Here is a 16,889-nt window from a genome sequence, read left to right as displayed (position 1 = left end):
CTCCGGAATCGAAGGATTCCCGTGCCCCCATTGGGTGGACCTCGGGCACCCGGAGCCTATTGGCTATGCGGGCACAACACCGGCGCTTTATAGCGACTGGCTAAGGCGTTATAGCTCAGCGCTTGAGCCGCTACAAGGCCCAGATGCCGACCAGAACGGGAGGGAGTCACCGACGCCCAGTTAAGGTCAAAGCTTGGTCAGGGGGGCGAGCGACGCGCTTGAGCAGGTGGAGCGGGGCGTGGCGCGTCACCCAGGGAAGTCGCGGTGTTGTAGTCCTGCTCAACCCGCTGAACTGTTCGCACGTTCAGGCCCGAGATCTCGTCTAATTGTTCTTGCGACCAATGTCGCGACTGGCGGAACTGGGAAGTGCAGGCGACAAGCTCTGACCGATCAGGTGCGCAGTTGGGAACTCAAGGGCGAGCTGGATGTGGAGCCAGAAATCGAGGGCGTCTTAGGTGCGGATCCAGGAATCAAGGGCATCTTTGGGGGAGATCTGGAAATCGCGGGCGTCCTTGTGGGGAAATACGGGCGGACAGCTGTGGGATCTGGGGCGTTTCCGTTGTGGCAGTCAAGGGAGGCAAGAGCCAAGCCAGAGCCGCAGCCATTGCCACGCAGACCCGGCAAAGGCCCATACTCGACGGACACAGCATTTCGCATAATGTATAGACCGTGGACTTATCAAAGCCCGTGACGGCGGCCTGAGCCTTGTGGGGCAGGGCAAAGCCGACTGCCAGGCACAACGCCATGGCCGTGACTGCTAAGCGCTGGGCCAGCGCTGCCCACGCCTTGCCCGCCTTGCCATCGGCGCGCACTGCCTTGATGGCTACTAGCCATTGCACCGGATCATCCCCGGCCATGATTGCCATCTCAGCAATGTGCTCTTCATCCGGGTAGGCATCACCGTTTCTCCACTTCGACACGGCTTGCCGATGCACCCCAAATTGCGTCGCAAGGGCGCTATCTGATGCGATCCCGGCTCGCTGCCGCGCTTTGTCGATGAGGGTGCTAACGATGCTCATGTCCCGTACCTAGTTGACAACATGTCCCGCAATCAGGTTACATGCTCTCCGTCCCGTGTACACGGGACACCCGCCACCGGCACCCCAAGGCCGCTGGCGGGTTCCCTTGGGGGCTTGGGGCAGGGGAAGAGGGATGATCGATCCGTTCATTGCTTTCGTGCTGCTGGCGGCCATCGTGGCCGTTTCGATTGGCAGCGCCAAACTCGTTTCGTGGTGCCTCGACCGGCGCGGGGAGTCTGCCCGTCGTAGTGCACGCGAAGCGGCCTTGGTAGCCCGGGCACGCGCCGAACTGGCCGTCACAGGCTGGAGCGATGAAGACGAAGCCGCGTTCCAAGCCATCCGCGCACAGCAGGGCGTTTCCCTGAAGTACATGCGGGAGTCGATCCATGGCCGCTGAGTGCTTCGTCATCACCAAGGCGGATTGGGATCAGCTGATGCAGCTGTTCGCCGGAATGTTCCTGCTGCTCGCCTTCTGCGCCGTGTTCTCGCCGTTTGATCTGCATTTGTGGGAGTGCCGCGTGCGCCGCTATCTGCGTCGCCGTCGCATTGCTCGTATTCGGGAGGCTGCTCATGGCCGTTGATCGCGCTCGCTTCAGGATGGCCGTAGAGGGCGGGGCAGGGGGCTTTTCCCCGCTTTCGCCCGGTGAAAAGGGGCAGCGGGCGGCGGCGGAGATTGGCCCGGGGAGTAACACGGGCCAAAAGGGTCAGCAAGATGCAATCATCGACTACCTGACCATTGTGGTCCCGCTCTCCGCCCTTGAAGAAGTGAACTGCAAGAAGCTGGACCTCTTGCTGTTCCGCATCTTCGGCTTCCGTGGCGAAGTCGTTGCCGGTGCGATCCGCGAGAAGAACTGGAACTTCTACGAGCAGTCGGCGGTGCTGATCGACCGGGAAAATGAGGTTGTTGGCCGTGTCGGTATCGGGGGCAAGAAAAGCACCGTGTGCCTGAGCCTGACCGGCATGGGCTGCAAGTGGATTCGTGACTGGGCGCGCGTCTTCAAGCAGTGCGCCATGCTCGACGCCAAGATCACTCGCATTGACTGCGCGCACGACGACTACGAAGGCGAACGCCTGGACGTGCATGCGCTCCGCGAGGTTGCCGCGCAGGGTGGATTTACCGAGGGCGGATGCCCTCCGCGTCACCGCTTCATTTCCGATGAAGGCCATAACACCGGCTGCACGCTGTACGTCGGTGGCAAAGGCCACAAGGAACTGTGCGTGTATGAAAAGGGCAAGGCCGAAGGCCTCCCGTCCTCGCGCTGGGTGCGCGCGGAAGTGCGCCTGTACGGCAAGCACATGGAAATCCCGCTTGATGTGCTGTTGAACCCCGGCGCATACCTGCGCGGTTCGTACAGCGCTTTGCAGGACCTCATCAAGGGCGTGTGCACTCGACTGCGCACGATCCGCAAGCACGTCGAAGTTTCTGCCGAGGCAATGGTGCTCTGGATGGAGCGCCAAGTAGGCCCGGCCCTCAGTGTTCTGCATGGAGCGTTCGGTGATTCGTTCACCGACTTCCTGCTGGCTCGCGTCGTCCGTGACGGTCACCCCGGACGTTTTCGCGGCATTTCCAAGGGTGAACCACTCCATCGCTATGTGAGAGAAGAACTATGCCTATCTGCCGCGTAAAGTCCGCTGCCGTCGAAGAACGGCACAACAGCAAGACCAACACCATCAACCGCTCGCAGACCGTTGGCCTCGACCTGGGCAACGGCTTCGAACTGCCGTTCCGTGTCGGCCTCGGCTCGCGCCCGCCGTACACCCCGGGCGAGTACGACATCGACCCGCAGTCCTTCGCACTGAGCCAGTACGGCGATCTGGTGCTGAAGCGTTACGTGGACCTCGTTCCGCTGCAGGCGAAGGCCGCAGCCGCACCGGCGAAGCCGTAAGCCATGGCCGTGCTGATCCCCGCTTGCCGCGAAGCCGACCTGGACACGGCTACGGGGACTTGCACGGCTGTGATCTGGATTCCTCAGCCGGCACTGCTGCCGGAACTGCCGATTGAGGATGCACAGGCCATCGGCGCGAAGATCGCGCTTCTGTGGGCTGTTGCGTACGTGTTCCGGCTCATTCGCAAAAAAATCGAACAGTCCTAGGAGGACACATGCAGAAGATGTTGAAGGCCCTGAAGGGCAAGGGTTCCGCGCTGGCTGCTGTCGGTACCGCTGCGGTTGCATCCGCCCCGGCGTTTGCCTCGGGTGGTACCGGCGTGGACGTGGGCGCGGTGGTTTCGGCCATCAACGCGGCGCTTGGCCCCATCGGTCAGATCGGCGCTGCTGTGCTGTTGGTGCTGGTCGGCATCAAGGTCTACAAGTGGGTGCGCCGCGCGATGTAACGGCAACCGGGGGGCAGGGCCGACTCCCTCCCCCCGGTCTTCTAACGCCCTGGACAGGGCAGGGGGCTTGGGATGGAAGGGTGGATCTGGCTGTGCGCATGGCTGGTGGCCTGCGCAATCATCTTTGTGGACTTCAACTGATGTTTCGCGCTATTGCGATGCTCAGCTTGCTGCTCGTTGCAGGTGCTGCGAGCGCCGTCGATCAGGGGCAGGCAACACAGATCGCGGTTAATCAGGTGCATGAGTCATGCAAGGCGTCAGCGCCAGCGTATGGCCCGCATATTCGAGGCGAAATCAAGTTGATTGTGGGACCCGGAAGTGTTAACGCATCCGGTCAGTGCTACTTTAGTGACGGCCGCTATCAGGGGTATCACTCAAAGACCGTTGCTTACGATACCGCTTGTAAAGATCGCAAGGAGTACAACGGCCCATTCCCCGGTGGACAATACAAGCCTAAAAGCGGCTCGCTTTCCTGCGATCTCGGCTGTGAGGTCATTTGGACGCATAATGCCGATGGCACCGTTAACGGCAGTACCGCGCTCAATCGCTCGTGCACAGGCGATGACATGGACGACGATGACAAGTGCAAGGCTAAGCTCGCTTCGCCAAATGCCTTCTACAACAGACAGGTCGGCGTATGCGAACTCATTGAGCCTGAGTGCCAAGGCGGCAAGGCTCCAAATTCACTTGGGCAATGTGCCCCAGAGCCGTGCCCTAATGGTATGGCGCAGCAGCCAGATGGCACTTGCAAGAAGAAGGATAACGAGTGTCCTGCAGGCCAGGTGCGCTCCCCCGATGGCAAGTGTCTTCCCGGTGATGGGCAGTGCGCCAAGGGTGAGGTGCGAGGTCCAGATGGCACTTGCAAGAAGGATGCAGATGAGGATGGAAACCCCGATCCCGTCAATGAGGATTCGTTCAGTGGCGGCGATGATTGCAGCGCTCCGCCTTCGTGTAGCGGCTCGCCGATCATGTGCGGTCAGGCACGCATTCAATGGCGAATCGACTGCAACACGCGCAGGAATCGGAATATCGCCGGTGGGGCGTGCAGCGCGATGCCGGTGTGCACAGGTGAAAAGTGCGATGCGATGGAATATGCCGGTCTGCTGATGCAGTGGCGGTCTACCTGTGCACTTGAAAAGATGGCGCAAGGTAACGGTAATGGCGGCGGTGAGAACGGGGACGTTAAAGCAATTCGTGACGCCCTGACCGGTACCGGTGGTGCAGTCACAACGGCGCCTGATCGGCCTAGCTCCGACGTATGGGCACCGCGCAGCGGCACGCCGGTCAAGCCTGATACCGGCGGATACGGCTGGGGGCGCACCTGCCCGCAGCCGCCGAGCTTTGAAGTCTTCGGAAATGTCATCCAGATCAACACAGCGCCGCTCTGCAACTGGCTGATTCTCGGTAGCTACTTCGTGATGGGGCTCGCCGCCCTAGCTTCGCTTCGCATCATCGCATCTAGGGACGCTTGATCATGCCAATGCTGATTAGCACGCTGCTGACGGCGCTTGCCGCGCTTTTTCGGTCCAAGTGGGGGCCGTGGGTTGCCGAGGCCATGGTGTGGCTGGGGCTCTCCTGGGCGACCAACGAGTTCTTGGTTCAGCCTTGGATTGATCAGATGGAACAGGCGATGCGCGCAGGTGCGCCCGGCGGTGAGTTCGGCGCGCTGGTCGTTGCTTACGCGGGACTCATGAAGTTCGACGTGGCCTGCACCATGATCGCCTCGGCGGCGACCGCAAAGTTCGCCGTAGGTGCCGCAAAAACGTTCTTGACGAAACGGGCCTAAGATGCCTATCGAACTGTTCACCGGTCAGCCCGGCAACGGCAAAACGGCATTGATGATGGAGCGCCTTGTCGCCGAAGCAAAGGCGGCGAGCCGGCCGATATTCGCTGCTGGCATCGACGGACTTGATCCCGGCCTTGCTATGGTGCTGGATGATCCGCGCCACTGGAATAACAAGGACGCCGAGGGGAACTACATCGTCCCAGATGGGTCGCTGATCTTTGTCGATGAGGCGTGGAAGTGGTTTGGGCACCTTCATGACGCGACCCGGCAGCAGACGCCTCGCCACGTACTTGAACTGGCTGAGCATCGCCATCGTGGTCTGGACTTCGTATGGACTACGCAGCAGCCGAACCAGCTCTATCCGTTCGTGCGTGGCCTGATCGGTTCGCATGCACATGTGGTTCGTCGCTTCGGCACAAAGATGCTCGACGTCTATCGCTGGGGTGAGTTGAACGAAGAAATCAAGTCGCTGGCGAAACGCGACATGGCGCAGCGCACGACCCGGTTGCTGCCCTCGCAGGTCTTCGGTCAGTACAAGTCCGCTGAGGTACACACGATCAAGGCCCGCATTCCCTTCAAGGTGATGCTGCTGCCGGTGCTGGCGGTTGCAGCCATCGTTTTCGCCTATCTGGCATACACGTCGCTTCGTCCCTCCAGCTTCGCCGGTGGCGAGGGGAAAGAGGGGACGCAATCGGCGTCAGCCGATGCGGCCCCTTCGCCCTTCCGTCCAGCGGGAGCCAAGGAAGATGCGCCGCGTTGGCCGACTGCCGCTGCATATGCCAAGGATCACCTGCCGCGCATCAGTACTATGCCCTGGACAGCGCCGGTCTTTGATGAGCGGCAGGCGCGTTCGGATCCGCAGTTGGTTTGCATGTCGTCGTTGGAGGGGCTGGACGCTCAGGGGGTTCGTCAGGAGGCTAGTTGTCGGTGCTTGACGGAGCAGGGGACTGCATACGAACTCAGCCAGCCAGAATGCCGCACGCTGGCTCGAAACGGGCCGGTCTATAACCCCTATCGAGAGCGTTCAGAAGAGCGCAGCACCCAGCGTGTTGAGGATCTCGATCGATCTCGGCCGGGTGCAGCAACGGGACGTGTCGGGGGTGTTGCCCAGCACGTTGAACGTTCTATGGGTACGTTTCCAGAGTCGCCATCCTATCGATCTGATTCCTACATGACCACGGCGCCGGGGCCGAACAAGCTGTGACCAGTAGCGCGTGAACTGTTGAAGTGGCTGGCCGTGATCCTTATGACTGGGGATCACGTTGCCAAGGTGATCTATGGCGGGTACGTGCCTGGACTCAGCGAAGCGGGGCGGGTGGCCTTCCCGCTGTTCGCACTGGTGATGGCGTACAACCTCGCCCAGCCCGGCGCAGGCGTGGGCAAGTCCGTTCGCAGGTTGGCGATGTGGGGTGTCATCGCGCAGCCCGTGCACGCGCTGACGTTCGGCTACTGGTTGCCGCTGAACATCCTGCTGACCTTCGCGCTGTCTGCCTTGGTGATCTATGCGGTTGAACGGCGGGAAAGCTCGGTGGTTGTGATGGCCGCGGGGGTGCTGCCGTTGGTCGTGGACTACCAGTGGGCCGGGGTAGGGTTCGTCCTTCTGGCATGGCTGGGATTCCGCACAAGGCGGCTGCTGTTGACCTTGGTGGCATTCGCGCCCCTATGCGCATTCAATGGCAACCTGTGGGCGCTGGTGGCTATTCCCGTGGCCGTGGGTCTGTCTCATGCGACGTTGGCGGTGCCGCGTGGCCGATGGGCCTTCTACGGCTACTACGTCGCGCACCTTGCATGCATAGGGCTGCTGGCGCCTATACTGCGGCCATGAGCCTGCGCCGATTCCTCGACATTCACTACTGGATTGCCCGATGGATGGACCGGGCGTTCGACCGTCAGCACAAGCGCGAGCGGTCCTAACTCTGCGTCAGCATGGGTCGTTGGGACGATCTCGCCATCCACCCTCAATGCGCTGGAATCTGCGCCCTTGAATGCAGCGTTCCCCAGGTCTAAGCGGCTGCGGAGCGGGATCTTCGACGGGCAGGGTGATCACGCGTGGTTGCGGCGCTGCTTGCTGCATGGCCGCCCTGAACTCTTGATCAAACTTCTGCATGTCCGCCTTGAATTGCGCCTCTTCTTTGGCAGTCATCGGACGCGTTAGTTCGCGCGTCATAGCGGCGGCCTGTCGGCGGGCATTCCATTCGATAAGGCCCATCGCGATTGCGATCAGCAGGGCAGCGCCAACGCCCATGTAAATCCACGGTGATGTCGGCTCGGTTTGCCGGATCGTCCGTGAGCGGTCATGGCGAAAATGCACGTCGTGCAGGTCAGGTTTTCCGAAGGTCGGTTCGTGTCGTTCGCGTTCCATACGGCCCCCAAGGCGTCCTGTGCGCATTGTAGCCGGGGTGTAGGGGCGGCGCCCCTACGGAAACGCCTCATACGCGCTGGCGAGGCCTCGGCCCCGATAGCGGCAGGATTGCTGCTGGCGGCTCGGCGTCAGGGCCAGCCATCGCCACCGCCGAACGCTGTTTGCGCTGGCTTACAACGTCCCGCAGATTGACGACAGTGGCAGGACGATCCCGCGCTACTGCAGGAAGATTGCCACCACGCTTGGAACTGTCGATCGACGGTGCCGAGCGGGCAGCTTCCATCATCCGGCGCCATTCCTGCGCTTGGCAGGCGGTGAGCGACAGCCAGGCTAGATCCTCGGGCAGCAGCTCGCGGCCTTCGGGCGTAATCAGGCGGTCGCCCAGGAAAGAAAAACCGGCCCAAGGGCCGGTCAAGTCAATACGGTGGTGCGGGTCGAACTCAATCATGCCGCGATCTCATCCTTGGCCGGGGTGCCAGGTCGCAGGCAAGAGCCGAGCCAGAGGCCCAGCCATTGCCACGCGGAGCCGACGAAGCCAACGGCCGACCGATACAGCATTTCGCATAATGTATATTATGTTCACCCTCCTGCAGCGGTGGCTGGCACGGGTCTTGCCCAGCCCCCGGCTCTGTTGAGCGCTGCGAATTTGGGGCAGCTTGCGCGGCAACTTGTAGCAATTGATGCGCTGAGCTACGTGCAGTCCCAATGACTCGCTGTGATCTTGGTGCATCACCAATGGTGCGTCGCGAATCTGTTGCATCTCCAATGATGTTGCCAAGGCGTTGCAGCCACGCGCTTTCGAGAGCATCTAATTTGGGAGACGGCTATGACCGTCGGCTTCATTTCTGAGCTAGCTCAGCGGCTTGGACCCTCCAATTTTGAAGAGTCCAAGCGAACAATTCACTTGCTGGCTCCGGTGTCGCGGTCCCCGAGCCCCAACCACGTCAGAACCCCTTGGACTTCGGCGGTGTCAGTCAAGGCGCTGACTGATCCATTCCCATGTCGCCTTGCTGAGGTAGCCTTGGTACTCGCCACGGACAAGCTGGGATACAAAAATCCCGTCATTCTTATCGAGCTTCTGTTGAAGATCGGCAGATAGATCGTGAGCGCTCATATCCCCGGACACCCAGCGGACCGACTCCAGATCAGGATCTGCTACGTTCTGGTAGCGCTCCAGGTGCTTGAGGAACGCAGTCCTCTTTGCGTCGTAGTTGGCTTCTCGGTTCAAATTCCAGGTGACAACATAGACGGCCATTTCGATCCTTCGAGACTGACACCGAACGTGTCTCCGTGATCTTAGTAAGTGCGACATATACGGTTCCGATAAGATATATTTATCGGAACTCAGGCTATTTTTAATCCCTACTTTCAACCACTTATGAGCGACCTTCTTCCAGCTCTGACCACCGCGGCTCCTGCCAATCCGACTGTGGCGCAGCTCTCGCAGTCCTCGGCGGACGCGGTGCGCGAAGTCTTCGCCGAAGCGGCCTCGGCCAACACCACGCGCAGTTACGCCACCGCCTTGCGCTACTGGGCGGCCTGGTACCAAGGCCGCTACGGAGCGGTCATCGCCATGCCGGTCGACGCGTCTTGCGTGATCCAGTTCATCATCGATCATCTGGCCCGGCGCTCAGGCGATGCCCTGACCTGGGAGCTGCCGCCGACACTGGATGCGCTTTTGGTGGAAGGCAAATTCAAGCAGCGCCAAGGACCGCTCAAGCTGTCGACCATCGTCCACCGCGTTGCGGTGCTCTCCAGCGCCCATCAATTGCTCAAGCTGGCCAATCCCTGCGAAAGCAGCGAGGTTCGGCAGCTGCTGGCCAAGGGCCGTCGCGCCGCACATAAGCGCGGCGAGCGGCCGAGCAAGAAGACGGCGATCACTGCGACCGAATTGATGGCGATGATTGCGACCTGTGAGGACGATCTTGTTGGGAAACGTGATCGTGCCCTGCTCTACTTCGCCTTCGCCAGTGGTGGGCGCCGTCGGAGCGAGACGGCCCATGCCGTCTTGAGCAAGCTTGCGCCGATCGACGGCGGCTACCTCTACCACCTGGACGTCGGCAAAACGCTTCAGGAGGGCGTCAAAGCAGGCGGCTCGCCGGACAAGCCCTTGTTAGGTCCACCGGCCGAAGCGCTTCGCACCTGGATCGAAGCGGCTGGACTGCAGGAGGGTGCCCTCTTCCGCCAATTGACACGCGGGAAAGTTGGGGCCGGCTTGTCACCCAAGTCGGTGGCCACCATCATCCAGAATCGCGCCCGCGCTGCCGGATTGGTGGGGAGCTTTGGCGGTCACAGCCTACGATCGGGTTTCGTAACGGAAGGTGCTAGGCAAGGAATTGCCCTGCCAGCCATTATGGCAATGACCGATCACCGATCGGTGGTCAGTGTCATCGGCTACTATCAGGCCGGTGCGGCCGAAACGAATCCGGCGGCTCGAATGCTGGAAGCTGCCGCAAGGTCAAGTGCCGAGCGCCCCATAGGGCGGTATGGAGACACGACGAGCGCTGAGTCCTAGGCAATCGTGCGGTCAAACTAGTAGAAGTATCCTTTGATCGTCGCGGCTTCGCTGCGATCTATCACTGTCGGTCTCTGATGATCTCCCGTCGCAGTCGGCCCTCACGTCACGGAGATCGGGTGATCTGTGCCCGATGCTTGAGTCGGCCGTCTCCAGTAAATCGCGCGGCTACACCAAAGATCCTGCGATGCTTGGCGGTGCGAAAGGCAATGGCCACTCGACCCTGCCGTCCGATTTGCCGCTCTCGCATGGCAAGAAGAATCCCGTTTATGCGGTCATGGTCGAAGGTCCGGACGGCACCAGATTGCAAGCAGAAGCGGAGCTTCGTCTCGACCACTTTCGACCTGGCGGCTACAAACTGATTGCCTATCTCCCTAGACTCGATAAAGCTGATGTGCCCGTGATTAGCAAAGTCTGGAAGGTGTAAGTCGAGCCTCCGTTTCGGGCCGACAGCTGCCATGCTTCACCCCCGATAATTCCCCCTGCCCCCCCCTTTGTTCCGTTGATGTCCGCCTGCGGCCACATGCGTCCGATCAGCTCCTACGGACAAATGTCAGCCATGGGCTGAACAGCCGTTCTCGCGTCCGTGCGAGTGACCGATGTGATCGACGACGGATATACTTCGATTCACAATGCCGCTCGATGCGGCGACGGCATACCCGCTGGTGCTCGACGCCCCCGGGTTATGCTGGAGCGGCTCCCTTTTCTCAGGTTCGCACCCACTACCCAATCCATATTTATGGCCTCGAAAGCGCCCAAAAATTCGCAGCCATCCGCTGCTACAGCTCCCGCAACGGCACCGGCGGAGGGCGAACGCCGAGCGCTTCGTGGATACGTCGGCCAGTACGAGCGCGCGGGCGCTGCCATCTATGCCGCGCTTGAGCGCGACGAGCTGCTTTGGATTGGCGTCGCTGACCGCAACGCGGGCATTGCGGACGACCTGGTACTAGGATTCGATGGATTGGTGGTCGGTCACCAGTTCAAGACGTCCAAGTTCCCAGGCACTTTCACTGTTGAGACGCTGTTTACTGGTGCCAATGGTCTCTTGAAGCCCCTAGTTCAAGCTTGGCAGTGCCTGTCCAAGGACAACCCAGGAAGTCGCGTCGAGATTCACTTGGTCGTCAACGACTTTCCATCGGTTACCGACAAGCCAGGCGACGGCAGGCTACGGCACAGCGCTGCATTTCTCGAGGAGTTCCAACAGCATCCAAATCGGTCGCTGTCGGATTGGTCCGCGCGAGGATGGAGCCGACTGATCGACCACCTGCGCCGCGAAGCCGGCTTAAATGATGACGACTTCGAACAGTTCATGCATGCCCTGCGCGTGGTGTGCGGAGCTGCAGCGAACTTCATCCAGTCGCACAAGCTGAATGCGGAGCAGGCGAGACAGGCATGCGAGATTGCCAGCGTGCTGCCCAAGCTAGTCGCCGATGAACGCGACAAGGACAGGTGGACGCGTGACGAGCTGCTTCATGAGCTTGGATGGCGCGATCCCGCCAAGACTTTGCTCATCCATCGGTTCCCGGTCGGCGCCTATGTCCAGCGCAATCGGGACACTGAGGTCAAGCTACTAGCAGCGCTTCATGCCTCCAATCACGGCTACGTCTCACTCATAGGACCACCTGGCTCCGGAAAATCCACTCTCCTGCAGGTTGCGCTGGCCACTGAAGCAAGTGTCCGGCTCGTTCGTTACTTAGCGTACGTGCCGGGCGCGGCTCAAGGCGTGGGTCGTGGGGAGGCCGACAACTTCCTGACCGACGTAGGTACGCAGCTGCGGAACAGCGGTTTAGTTGGGCTTCGTCTTCGCGATGACTCGCTATCTGAGCGCCGCGAACAGTTCGGCGTCCTGCTACGGCAGGCTGGTGAGCGCTTCACTCGCGAAGGGATCCGTACAATCATCGTTGTCGACGGGCTAGACCATGTGCCACGCGAAGAACGGCCGACCAATTCGTTTCTGGGAGAGCTGCCTCTTCCCGCGGCAATCCCAAATGGGGTCGTGTTCGTGCTCGGCACGCAACGGTTGGATCTCGCTAATCTGAAGCCCGCCGTAAGAGCGCAAGCGGAGAAGAGCGAGCGACAGGTTCTCATGGGGCCTCTCGGTCGCGAGGAACTCACCTGGATGGCGGATGCGCTAGGCTTGCCTGCCGAGATTCCAAGATTGGATCTCAGCAATCTCACGCATGGCCACCCGCTGGCAACGCGCTACTTGATTCAGGCACTGCTGCACGCTGACGAAGCTGGTCGCAAGCACCTTCTTAGCGGCGGGATGCCGTTCGACGGCGATATTGAGACTGTATATTCAGCTGCTTGGCGCGAGATCGCAAACGATGTCGATGCCATGGATGTGCTGGGCTTCATCGCTCGGGCTGAGGCACCCATGGACCTGCGACTGCTGGCCACGATGGTCAAGGAGTCCTCGATTGAACGCGCCCTGGTCATTGCGCAGCACCTGCTCCGCAGTTCATCCCGGGGATGGAGCGTCTTCCACAACAGCTTTAGGCTGTTCGTCATCGCTCAACCGCGAACCCGCCTCGGGAGCGTCGACGCTGAATACTCGCAGCGCGTATACCGCAACCTTGCCCAGTTGGCGAAGAGCGCGCCACCTGAATCGGCACAGTACTGGCTTGAGCTGCGCTACCGCGCGCGTGCCGGCGACGGTGCCGATGTACTGGCATTGGCGATGCCCGCTCGCTTCAGGCAGCAGCTGGCTGACGGGCGTTCTATCGCCGAGATTCACGCCGACATCCGCCTCGCCCTGCTGGCAGTGCGTGAAACGCACGACGCGACCGCCTTTACACGACTGCTGCTGTGTCGTGACGAAGTGGATCGGCGCAAATCAGCCCTTGAGTACGCCAACCAACTCCCGCTGGCTATGCTGGCGGTGGGGAACATTGAAGCAGCTGTCTCCCTCGTGCAGGACTTCCCCAGCCAGGGCTACGAGGTCGTCGACGCCCTACTAGCGCGAGGCGACTTCGACCGCGCGAAGGAGCTGTTTGAAAGCCTCGAACCACTATCGCAGCTCCATACGCCCAAGTTCAGAAACTACGGGCACCAGCACAACATCAAGGAATTCGAAAGATGGGCAATGCGCGCCGTCCACTTCCGAGACACCGAGCAGATCCAGATAGCGATTGATCATCTCGCCGCAGAGGGTCTAAGGGAGCCGGAAACGGTGGATCCGCAATCTGCCGTAGCGCTGCGGCTGCATCTTAGGAGGGAAGCCGCAAAGGCGATGCTAGGTCAGAAGGTTGGCTCCGATCCTCAAGAACTATGTAGCAAGCTCGGAGTAGCCAACGAAGATAAGCCGTCGGTGATGGTTCACGCAGGGCTTGCGGCCAGTCGACGTGGCGACGTTGGGCAAGCGCTTGCGCTGTTTGATAGTGCCGTCGCTCTTCCCCGGTTCGGGGAGGTACCAAACGGCTACCGTCAACGGATGGCGCTGATCGCATTCGAAGCTGGCCGTCGTGACCTAGCCGAGGCCCTGTTCGACAAGCTGGTCGCACCGATGATCTCCATGTGCGACGACAAGACGGACCTGGCTGGGCTGGGCAATCTGGTCGGCGCAGTGATGCATCACGCGAGGCTTTGCACGCTGCTCAAGAGGCCACTGCCAAGCGTGACACCGTCGAAGCACACCTTCCTTCATCCACTCCAACAGCACGCTTCGACGATAGGTGTGCTTCTAGCTCGCGCTGCCGGCGTCAACGGGTCCTTATCGGCAGGCGGCATCCAAGGCATAGCCCGCACGTCCCTTGGGTATGTCCTACGTCTCGCATCAGAAGGCGGCAGCGAGTCATACCGTATCCAGCAGTCTTTGAAAGCGATCCCCACGCTCGTGCAAGCGCTGCTGAGGCTCGGCGCCGAGCGCGGTGAGACTGAGTATCGCGCGGTACTTCGGGAGGTTGACTCAGCCATCGCTTCATCGGCGTCGAAGGGAACTGCTTACCTGCGACGCAGATTGGCTGTCGATGCATATCGCGTTGACGGTGATCGTGCGGCGGCGGCGGATCGGCTTAATGCCCTCGTGGCGGAGCTTAAAGAAAGTACACCAAGCGAGCAGATCGACGGGCTAGCGAATCTAGCCATCGGGTTGGCTGCGGTCGGGGAGTTAGAGCGGGCGAATCAGTTGCTGGCGACGGTTCCTGAGCAATGCCTTGGCTATGCCTTGGCTCCCAAGAAAGACCCGCAGTACGCGATCTGGCGAAACACTCTAGCTCTCGCGAACGCGGCTGACCCGGAAAACCGTGTCAAGCGGGTCTCAGACCTGATGCGTCAGGTCGGTGGCATGACCAAAACGGAAGGGTCGTCGGCCGCGCGTCGCCTTACCATGGCACTGATTAAGGAAGCGATGCAGGTTGGACCTCGCTTCGGCTTCGAGGTGTCAAAGACACTGGCGGATTGGCATCTAATCGGCTGGCCGAATCGTGTCGACCTGCTCATGACGGGGATGGTCAGGCGAAACCCTGAACTCGTCTTGGCATGCGCGACCGTCTGGTGCGGTCTCTGCCTGCCATTCTATATGGAACCGCACTACCGGGATCCGTCCCATGTTGGTGACTTCATCGACGCCTCCGCGGACGCAGCCGGCCCTGACCAGATTGAACCGCTCGCTCTGATGCTGCTTGGGGCGGTCGAGGTAGCCAGCAGAGCGCACGAGAGAATCACGCTGCTCCAGCGCATTCACAAGGCTTCCGGAAAGCATGGATTCTCGTCGCCTGAGCTCGAAGCCGCCATCGCCCGGTGGACGCCAGAAGCGCCGGAGCCTCGACACTCGTATACGTCTAACAAGTACGCCTCGGAAGCTACTCTCGCGGATCTTGAACTCGCGTTTGAAGCAGATAGCGACGAGCTGAACCACAACGCCCCGGACCGTTTCGAAGAGCTGGCAGACACAGCTCCGATTCATCTGGCGCGAAGGGTCTTTGAGCGCTGGCAGGTATTGCAGGACAACGCACGCTGCCGTTTCCTGATGGTGAAGCGGTTTGCTGCAGCCGATGAGGTCGATTACGCCAAGAAGCTTATGCAAGGCTACGAGACAAGCAACGACCCCTGGAGTTCCTGGAGCCAAGGGATGGGTGGCGGCAAGTTCTTCTACTTTAAGGCGAAGAAGCTTCTGCACGGATCATCCACATGCCCTGCGGCCTTCGAGAACATAGTCGATTCAGTGACAACGGGCCAGGAGAATACCCAGGCACTGCTCACAGAGCTGGATTCGATACTGCCGGTCATCAGCTTGACGCCAGATTGGCCGGCTATCTGGTCGCTGATTGAGGAGCAGATGACCTGCACTCGCGAGTTCCAGTTGGGGCGACCCTTCCAGTCGAGCGAGCTACCACTCAGCGACACGGACCTTTTGGAGGAGTTGCTGCACTTTGCCTATCGACTTCCCATTGCAGAGGTTCAGCGGCACGCGCGCAATTGCGCCCTGAGCTTGGCAAGGCAAGTCGGACAGGGTCAATCTTTGTTCACATCCCTTATCCGGCGACTTATGGACGGTGACTTGGACGCCCCCTTGCAGGCACTCGGAACGCTGCTCGCTGCCGACAGCGCGAACCTCGAGCCCGTATTGGGCCGCGCCGTAGCTGCAATGGTCAGTCACCGTGACATTGCAGTAGCCGAGTCAGCCACGCTCTTGTCGCATCGGTGGGGGCTGGCTGTCTCTTTTGACGCGACGCCACTGCCGCTCTTCTATCTCCTCGAATTCAGTGACCTGCCAGAGAGCGACCAGGCATTCACGGACGAGAGAACTGGTGCAATGCGCGTCGAATCGCCGCTTGGCTGGACTCGTATGTTGCGCTCGACGGCACGTCACATTGCAAAGGCGGCAGACATCGAGGAGATGACAGTTCGCCGTCGCGCGGCGATGTTCATCCAGGATTGGGGTGGACTTGAGGCCTTCGGGCCCTCTGGTGTCAAAGAGCTTGAGGCTCAGCTTCGTGTCCTTGATATGCAGATCACTTACATGAAGCCACACGCCTACATCGCCATTGCTGCCCTTCGCCACGTCGCAGGGGAGCTGCGCCTGGCCGGCAAGTTGGAGAGCCGGGACAGTCCGATGCTGTTGGAGAGATTGGGCTACCCGCTTCCGCCTCGGCCATTGATGCTCCCGCGAGTTCGTCCCGAGTGGATTCGAAGGCCGCTGATTGACCGAAGTGCCGGTTGGTCCGAGCGAGAGCAGAAGTGGATTGACGAGGTTGACGGCGATGTTGCCCCTTTCCTGGCGCACTGCGACGGCCAAGTCGTGGCCGAGGTGTCTCGCTTCCATATCCACAAGGCACGACTGTCAGAGCACCGCTTCTACCGCTTTAGAGCACCTTGGGCAGAGACTGATAGTGAAGAGTTCGACGATTGTTACGCCAAGCTGCCCATCGCTGTTTGGCTAGGCCAGTACGTCCCACTCGACAATGATCTGGCACCAACGCTGGTAAGGCGAGTTGTCTGCTCCGTGGACATGGGCTTTGACACAGCGGCCAATCCGTTTGCATTATGCCCAAACTGGGTTGAGGGGCTTCGCTGGCGCGCTCATGACGAGACACCGAGCGTATTCTTCGATGCGAGCGGAACGGTGGTCGCAGAGCTTCACTGGTGGCGTGACGCTGGCCCGGTTGGAATCGATGCGGATTCTCTGTGGGGCGAGGGTTGCTACCTCGTTGTGACGCCGGCTGGCCTGGAACAACTCACCGCCGCTTATGGGAAAGAGTCCTTAGCCGTTAATGTGTTCGCAAGCAGGCATATAGAGCAGCCGAGTAATTGCGGGCAAACTCTCCTAAGAACGGCGAAGGGCGGATACTCGGTCTAAGGCCATCCATACTCCGCTTCGATCCTAGACGCTAAACTACAGGCTGTTATCGCTGACGCAGCCCTTCTGGCGTAAG

The 16,889-nt window shown here is 60.6% G+C and carries 18 protein-coding genes; 13 read left to right on the top strand and 5 right to left on the bottom strand.

From position 1 onward, the window contains the following. Positions 1–197: 197 nt before the first annotated feature. Together ACZK2V_RS11245 and ACZK2V_RS11240 are read right to left on the bottom strand one after the other, a co-directional pair. On the bottom strand, positions 198–317 hold the full coding sequence (locus tag ACZK2V_RS11245; RefSeq protein WP_331852310.1) for a hypothetical protein: 120 nt from the start codon (positions 315–317) through the stop codon (positions 198–200). 153 nt (positions 318–470) lie between these two features. Further along, entirely contained in the window at positions 471–1,019 is a 549-nt protein-coding gene (locus ACZK2V_RS11240; RefSeq protein ID WP_486323283.1) for a DUF3693 domain-containing protein, read from the bottom strand. 133 nt (positions 1,020–1,152) lie between these two features. Here ACZK2V_RS11240 and ACZK2V_RS11235 point away from each other — a divergent pair, with 133 nt between their 5' ends. From ACZK2V_RS11235 to ACZK2V_RS11190, 10 genes are all read left to right on the top strand, one after another. Beyond that, positions 1,153–1,416, top strand: coding sequence for a hypothetical protein (locus ACZK2V_RS11235; RefSeq protein WP_486323282.1), 264 nt, complete (start codon positions 1,153–1,155; stop codon positions 1,414–1,416). Then, positions 1,406–1,600, top strand: a complete 195-nt coding sequence (locus ACZK2V_RS11230) for a hypothetical protein (protein WP_486323281.1) — start codon at positions 1,406–1,408, stop codon at positions 1,598–1,600. Before ACZK2V_RS11235 ends, ACZK2V_RS11230 begins: the two co-directional genes overlap by 11 nt. After that, a complete protein-coding gene (locus ACZK2V_RS11225; RefSeq protein ID WP_486323280.1) occupies positions 1,590–2,645 on the top strand; it encodes a replication initiation factor domain-containing protein in 1,056 nt (351 codons plus the stop codon). The genes ACZK2V_RS11230 and ACZK2V_RS11225 overlap by 11 nt, the downstream gene beginning before the upstream one ends. After that, a complete protein-coding gene (locus ACZK2V_RS11220; RefSeq protein ID WP_164198242.1) occupies positions 2,627–2,905 on the top strand; it encodes a single-stranded DNA-binding protein in 279 nt (92 codons plus the stop codon). Before ACZK2V_RS11225 ends, ACZK2V_RS11220 begins: the two co-directional genes overlap by 19 nt. A 3-nt stretch (positions 2,906–2,908) precedes the next feature. Further along, entirely contained in the window at positions 2,909–3,112 is a 204-nt protein-coding gene (locus ACZK2V_RS11215; RefSeq protein WP_065184837.1) for a hypothetical protein, read from the top strand. An 8-nt stretch (positions 3,113–3,120) separates the two neighbouring features. Continuing rightward, complete coding sequence (locus ACZK2V_RS11210) at positions 3,121–3,351, top strand: major capsid protein (protein ID WP_486323279.1); 231 nt, start codon at positions 3,121–3,123, stop codon at positions 3,349–3,351. 80 nt (positions 3,352–3,431) lie between these two features. Beyond that, positions 3,432–4,823: a virulence factor TspB C-terminal domain-related protein gene (locus ACZK2V_RS11205; protein WP_486323278.1), complete on the top strand. Its 1,392-nt coding sequence runs from the start codon at positions 3,432–3,434 to the stop codon at positions 4,821–4,823. A gap of 2 nt (positions 4,824–4,825) precedes the next feature. Beyond that, positions 4,826–5,137 carry a DUF2523 domain-containing protein gene (locus ACZK2V_RS11200; protein WP_486323277.1) on the top strand — a complete coding sequence of 104 codons (312 nt, stop codon included), beginning with the start codon at positions 4,826–4,828 and terminating at the stop codon, positions 5,135–5,137. A 1-nt stretch (position 5,138) separates the two neighbouring features. Beyond that, positions 5,139–6,341, top strand: a complete 1,203-nt coding sequence (locus tag ACZK2V_RS11195; protein WP_486323276.1) for a zonular occludens toxin domain-containing protein — start codon at positions 5,139–5,141, stop codon at positions 6,339–6,341. A gap of 42 nt (positions 6,342–6,383) precedes the next feature. Beyond that, positions 6,384–6,962 (top strand): TraX family protein, encoded by a 579-nt coding sequence (locus tag ACZK2V_RS11190; RefSeq protein WP_486323321.1) that lies wholly within the window; start codon positions 6,384–6,386, stop codon positions 6,960–6,962. Positions 6,963–7,058: 96 nt separating this feature from the next. Here ACZK2V_RS11190 and ACZK2V_RS11185 read toward each other — a convergent pair whose 3' ends face one another. The 3 genes from ACZK2V_RS11185 to ACZK2V_RS11175 form a co-directional block, all read right to left on the bottom strand. Then, positions 7,059–7,499, bottom strand: coding sequence for a hypothetical protein (locus ACZK2V_RS11185; protein WP_486323275.1), 441 nt, complete (start codon positions 7,497–7,499; stop codon positions 7,059–7,061). Between the two features lie 67 nt (positions 7,500–7,566). After that, positions 7,567–7,947 (bottom strand): DUF3653 domain-containing protein, encoded by a 381-nt coding sequence (locus ACZK2V_RS11180; protein ID WP_486323274.1) that lies wholly within the window; start codon positions 7,945–7,947, stop codon positions 7,567–7,569. A gap of 522 nt (positions 7,948–8,469) precedes the next feature. Then, on the bottom strand, positions 8,470–8,754 hold the full coding sequence (locus ACZK2V_RS11175) for a hypothetical protein (protein ID WP_017354460.1): 285 nt from the start codon (positions 8,752–8,754) through the stop codon (positions 8,470–8,472). A gap of 123 nt (positions 8,755–8,877) precedes the next feature. On the opposite strand from ACZK2V_RS11175, the gene ACZK2V_RS11170 reads away from it, so the two are divergent. The 3 genes from ACZK2V_RS11170 to ACZK2V_RS11160 all read left to right on the top strand — a co-directional run bounded on the left by ACZK2V_RS11170 (position 8,878) and on the right by ACZK2V_RS11160 (position 16,813). Continuing rightward, positions 8,878–10,014: a site-specific integrase gene (locus tag ACZK2V_RS11170; protein ID WP_017354461.1), complete on the top strand. Its 1,137-nt coding sequence runs from the start codon at positions 8,878–8,880 to the stop codon at positions 10,012–10,014. Positions 10,015–10,147: 133 nt separating this feature from the next. Then, positions 10,148–10,441 carry a hypothetical protein gene (locus tag ACZK2V_RS11165; RefSeq protein WP_486323273.1) on the top strand — a complete coding sequence of 98 codons (294 nt, stop codon included), beginning with the start codon at positions 10,148–10,150 and terminating at the stop codon, positions 10,439–10,441. Positions 10,442–10,606: 165 nt separating this feature from the next. After that, the gene (locus tag ACZK2V_RS11160; protein ID WP_197656301.1) at positions 10,607–16,813 is read left to right on the top strand and encodes a DEAD/DEAH box helicase family protein; all 6,207 of its coding nucleotides are present in this window, start codon (positions 10,607–10,609) and stop codon (positions 16,811–16,813) included. Positions 16,814–16,889 lie beyond the last annotated feature (76 nt).

The organism is Stenotrophomonas sp. 93052_Sma (assembly GCF_056481145.1).
This window is presented reverse-complemented; position numbering and strand designations above follow the sequence as displayed.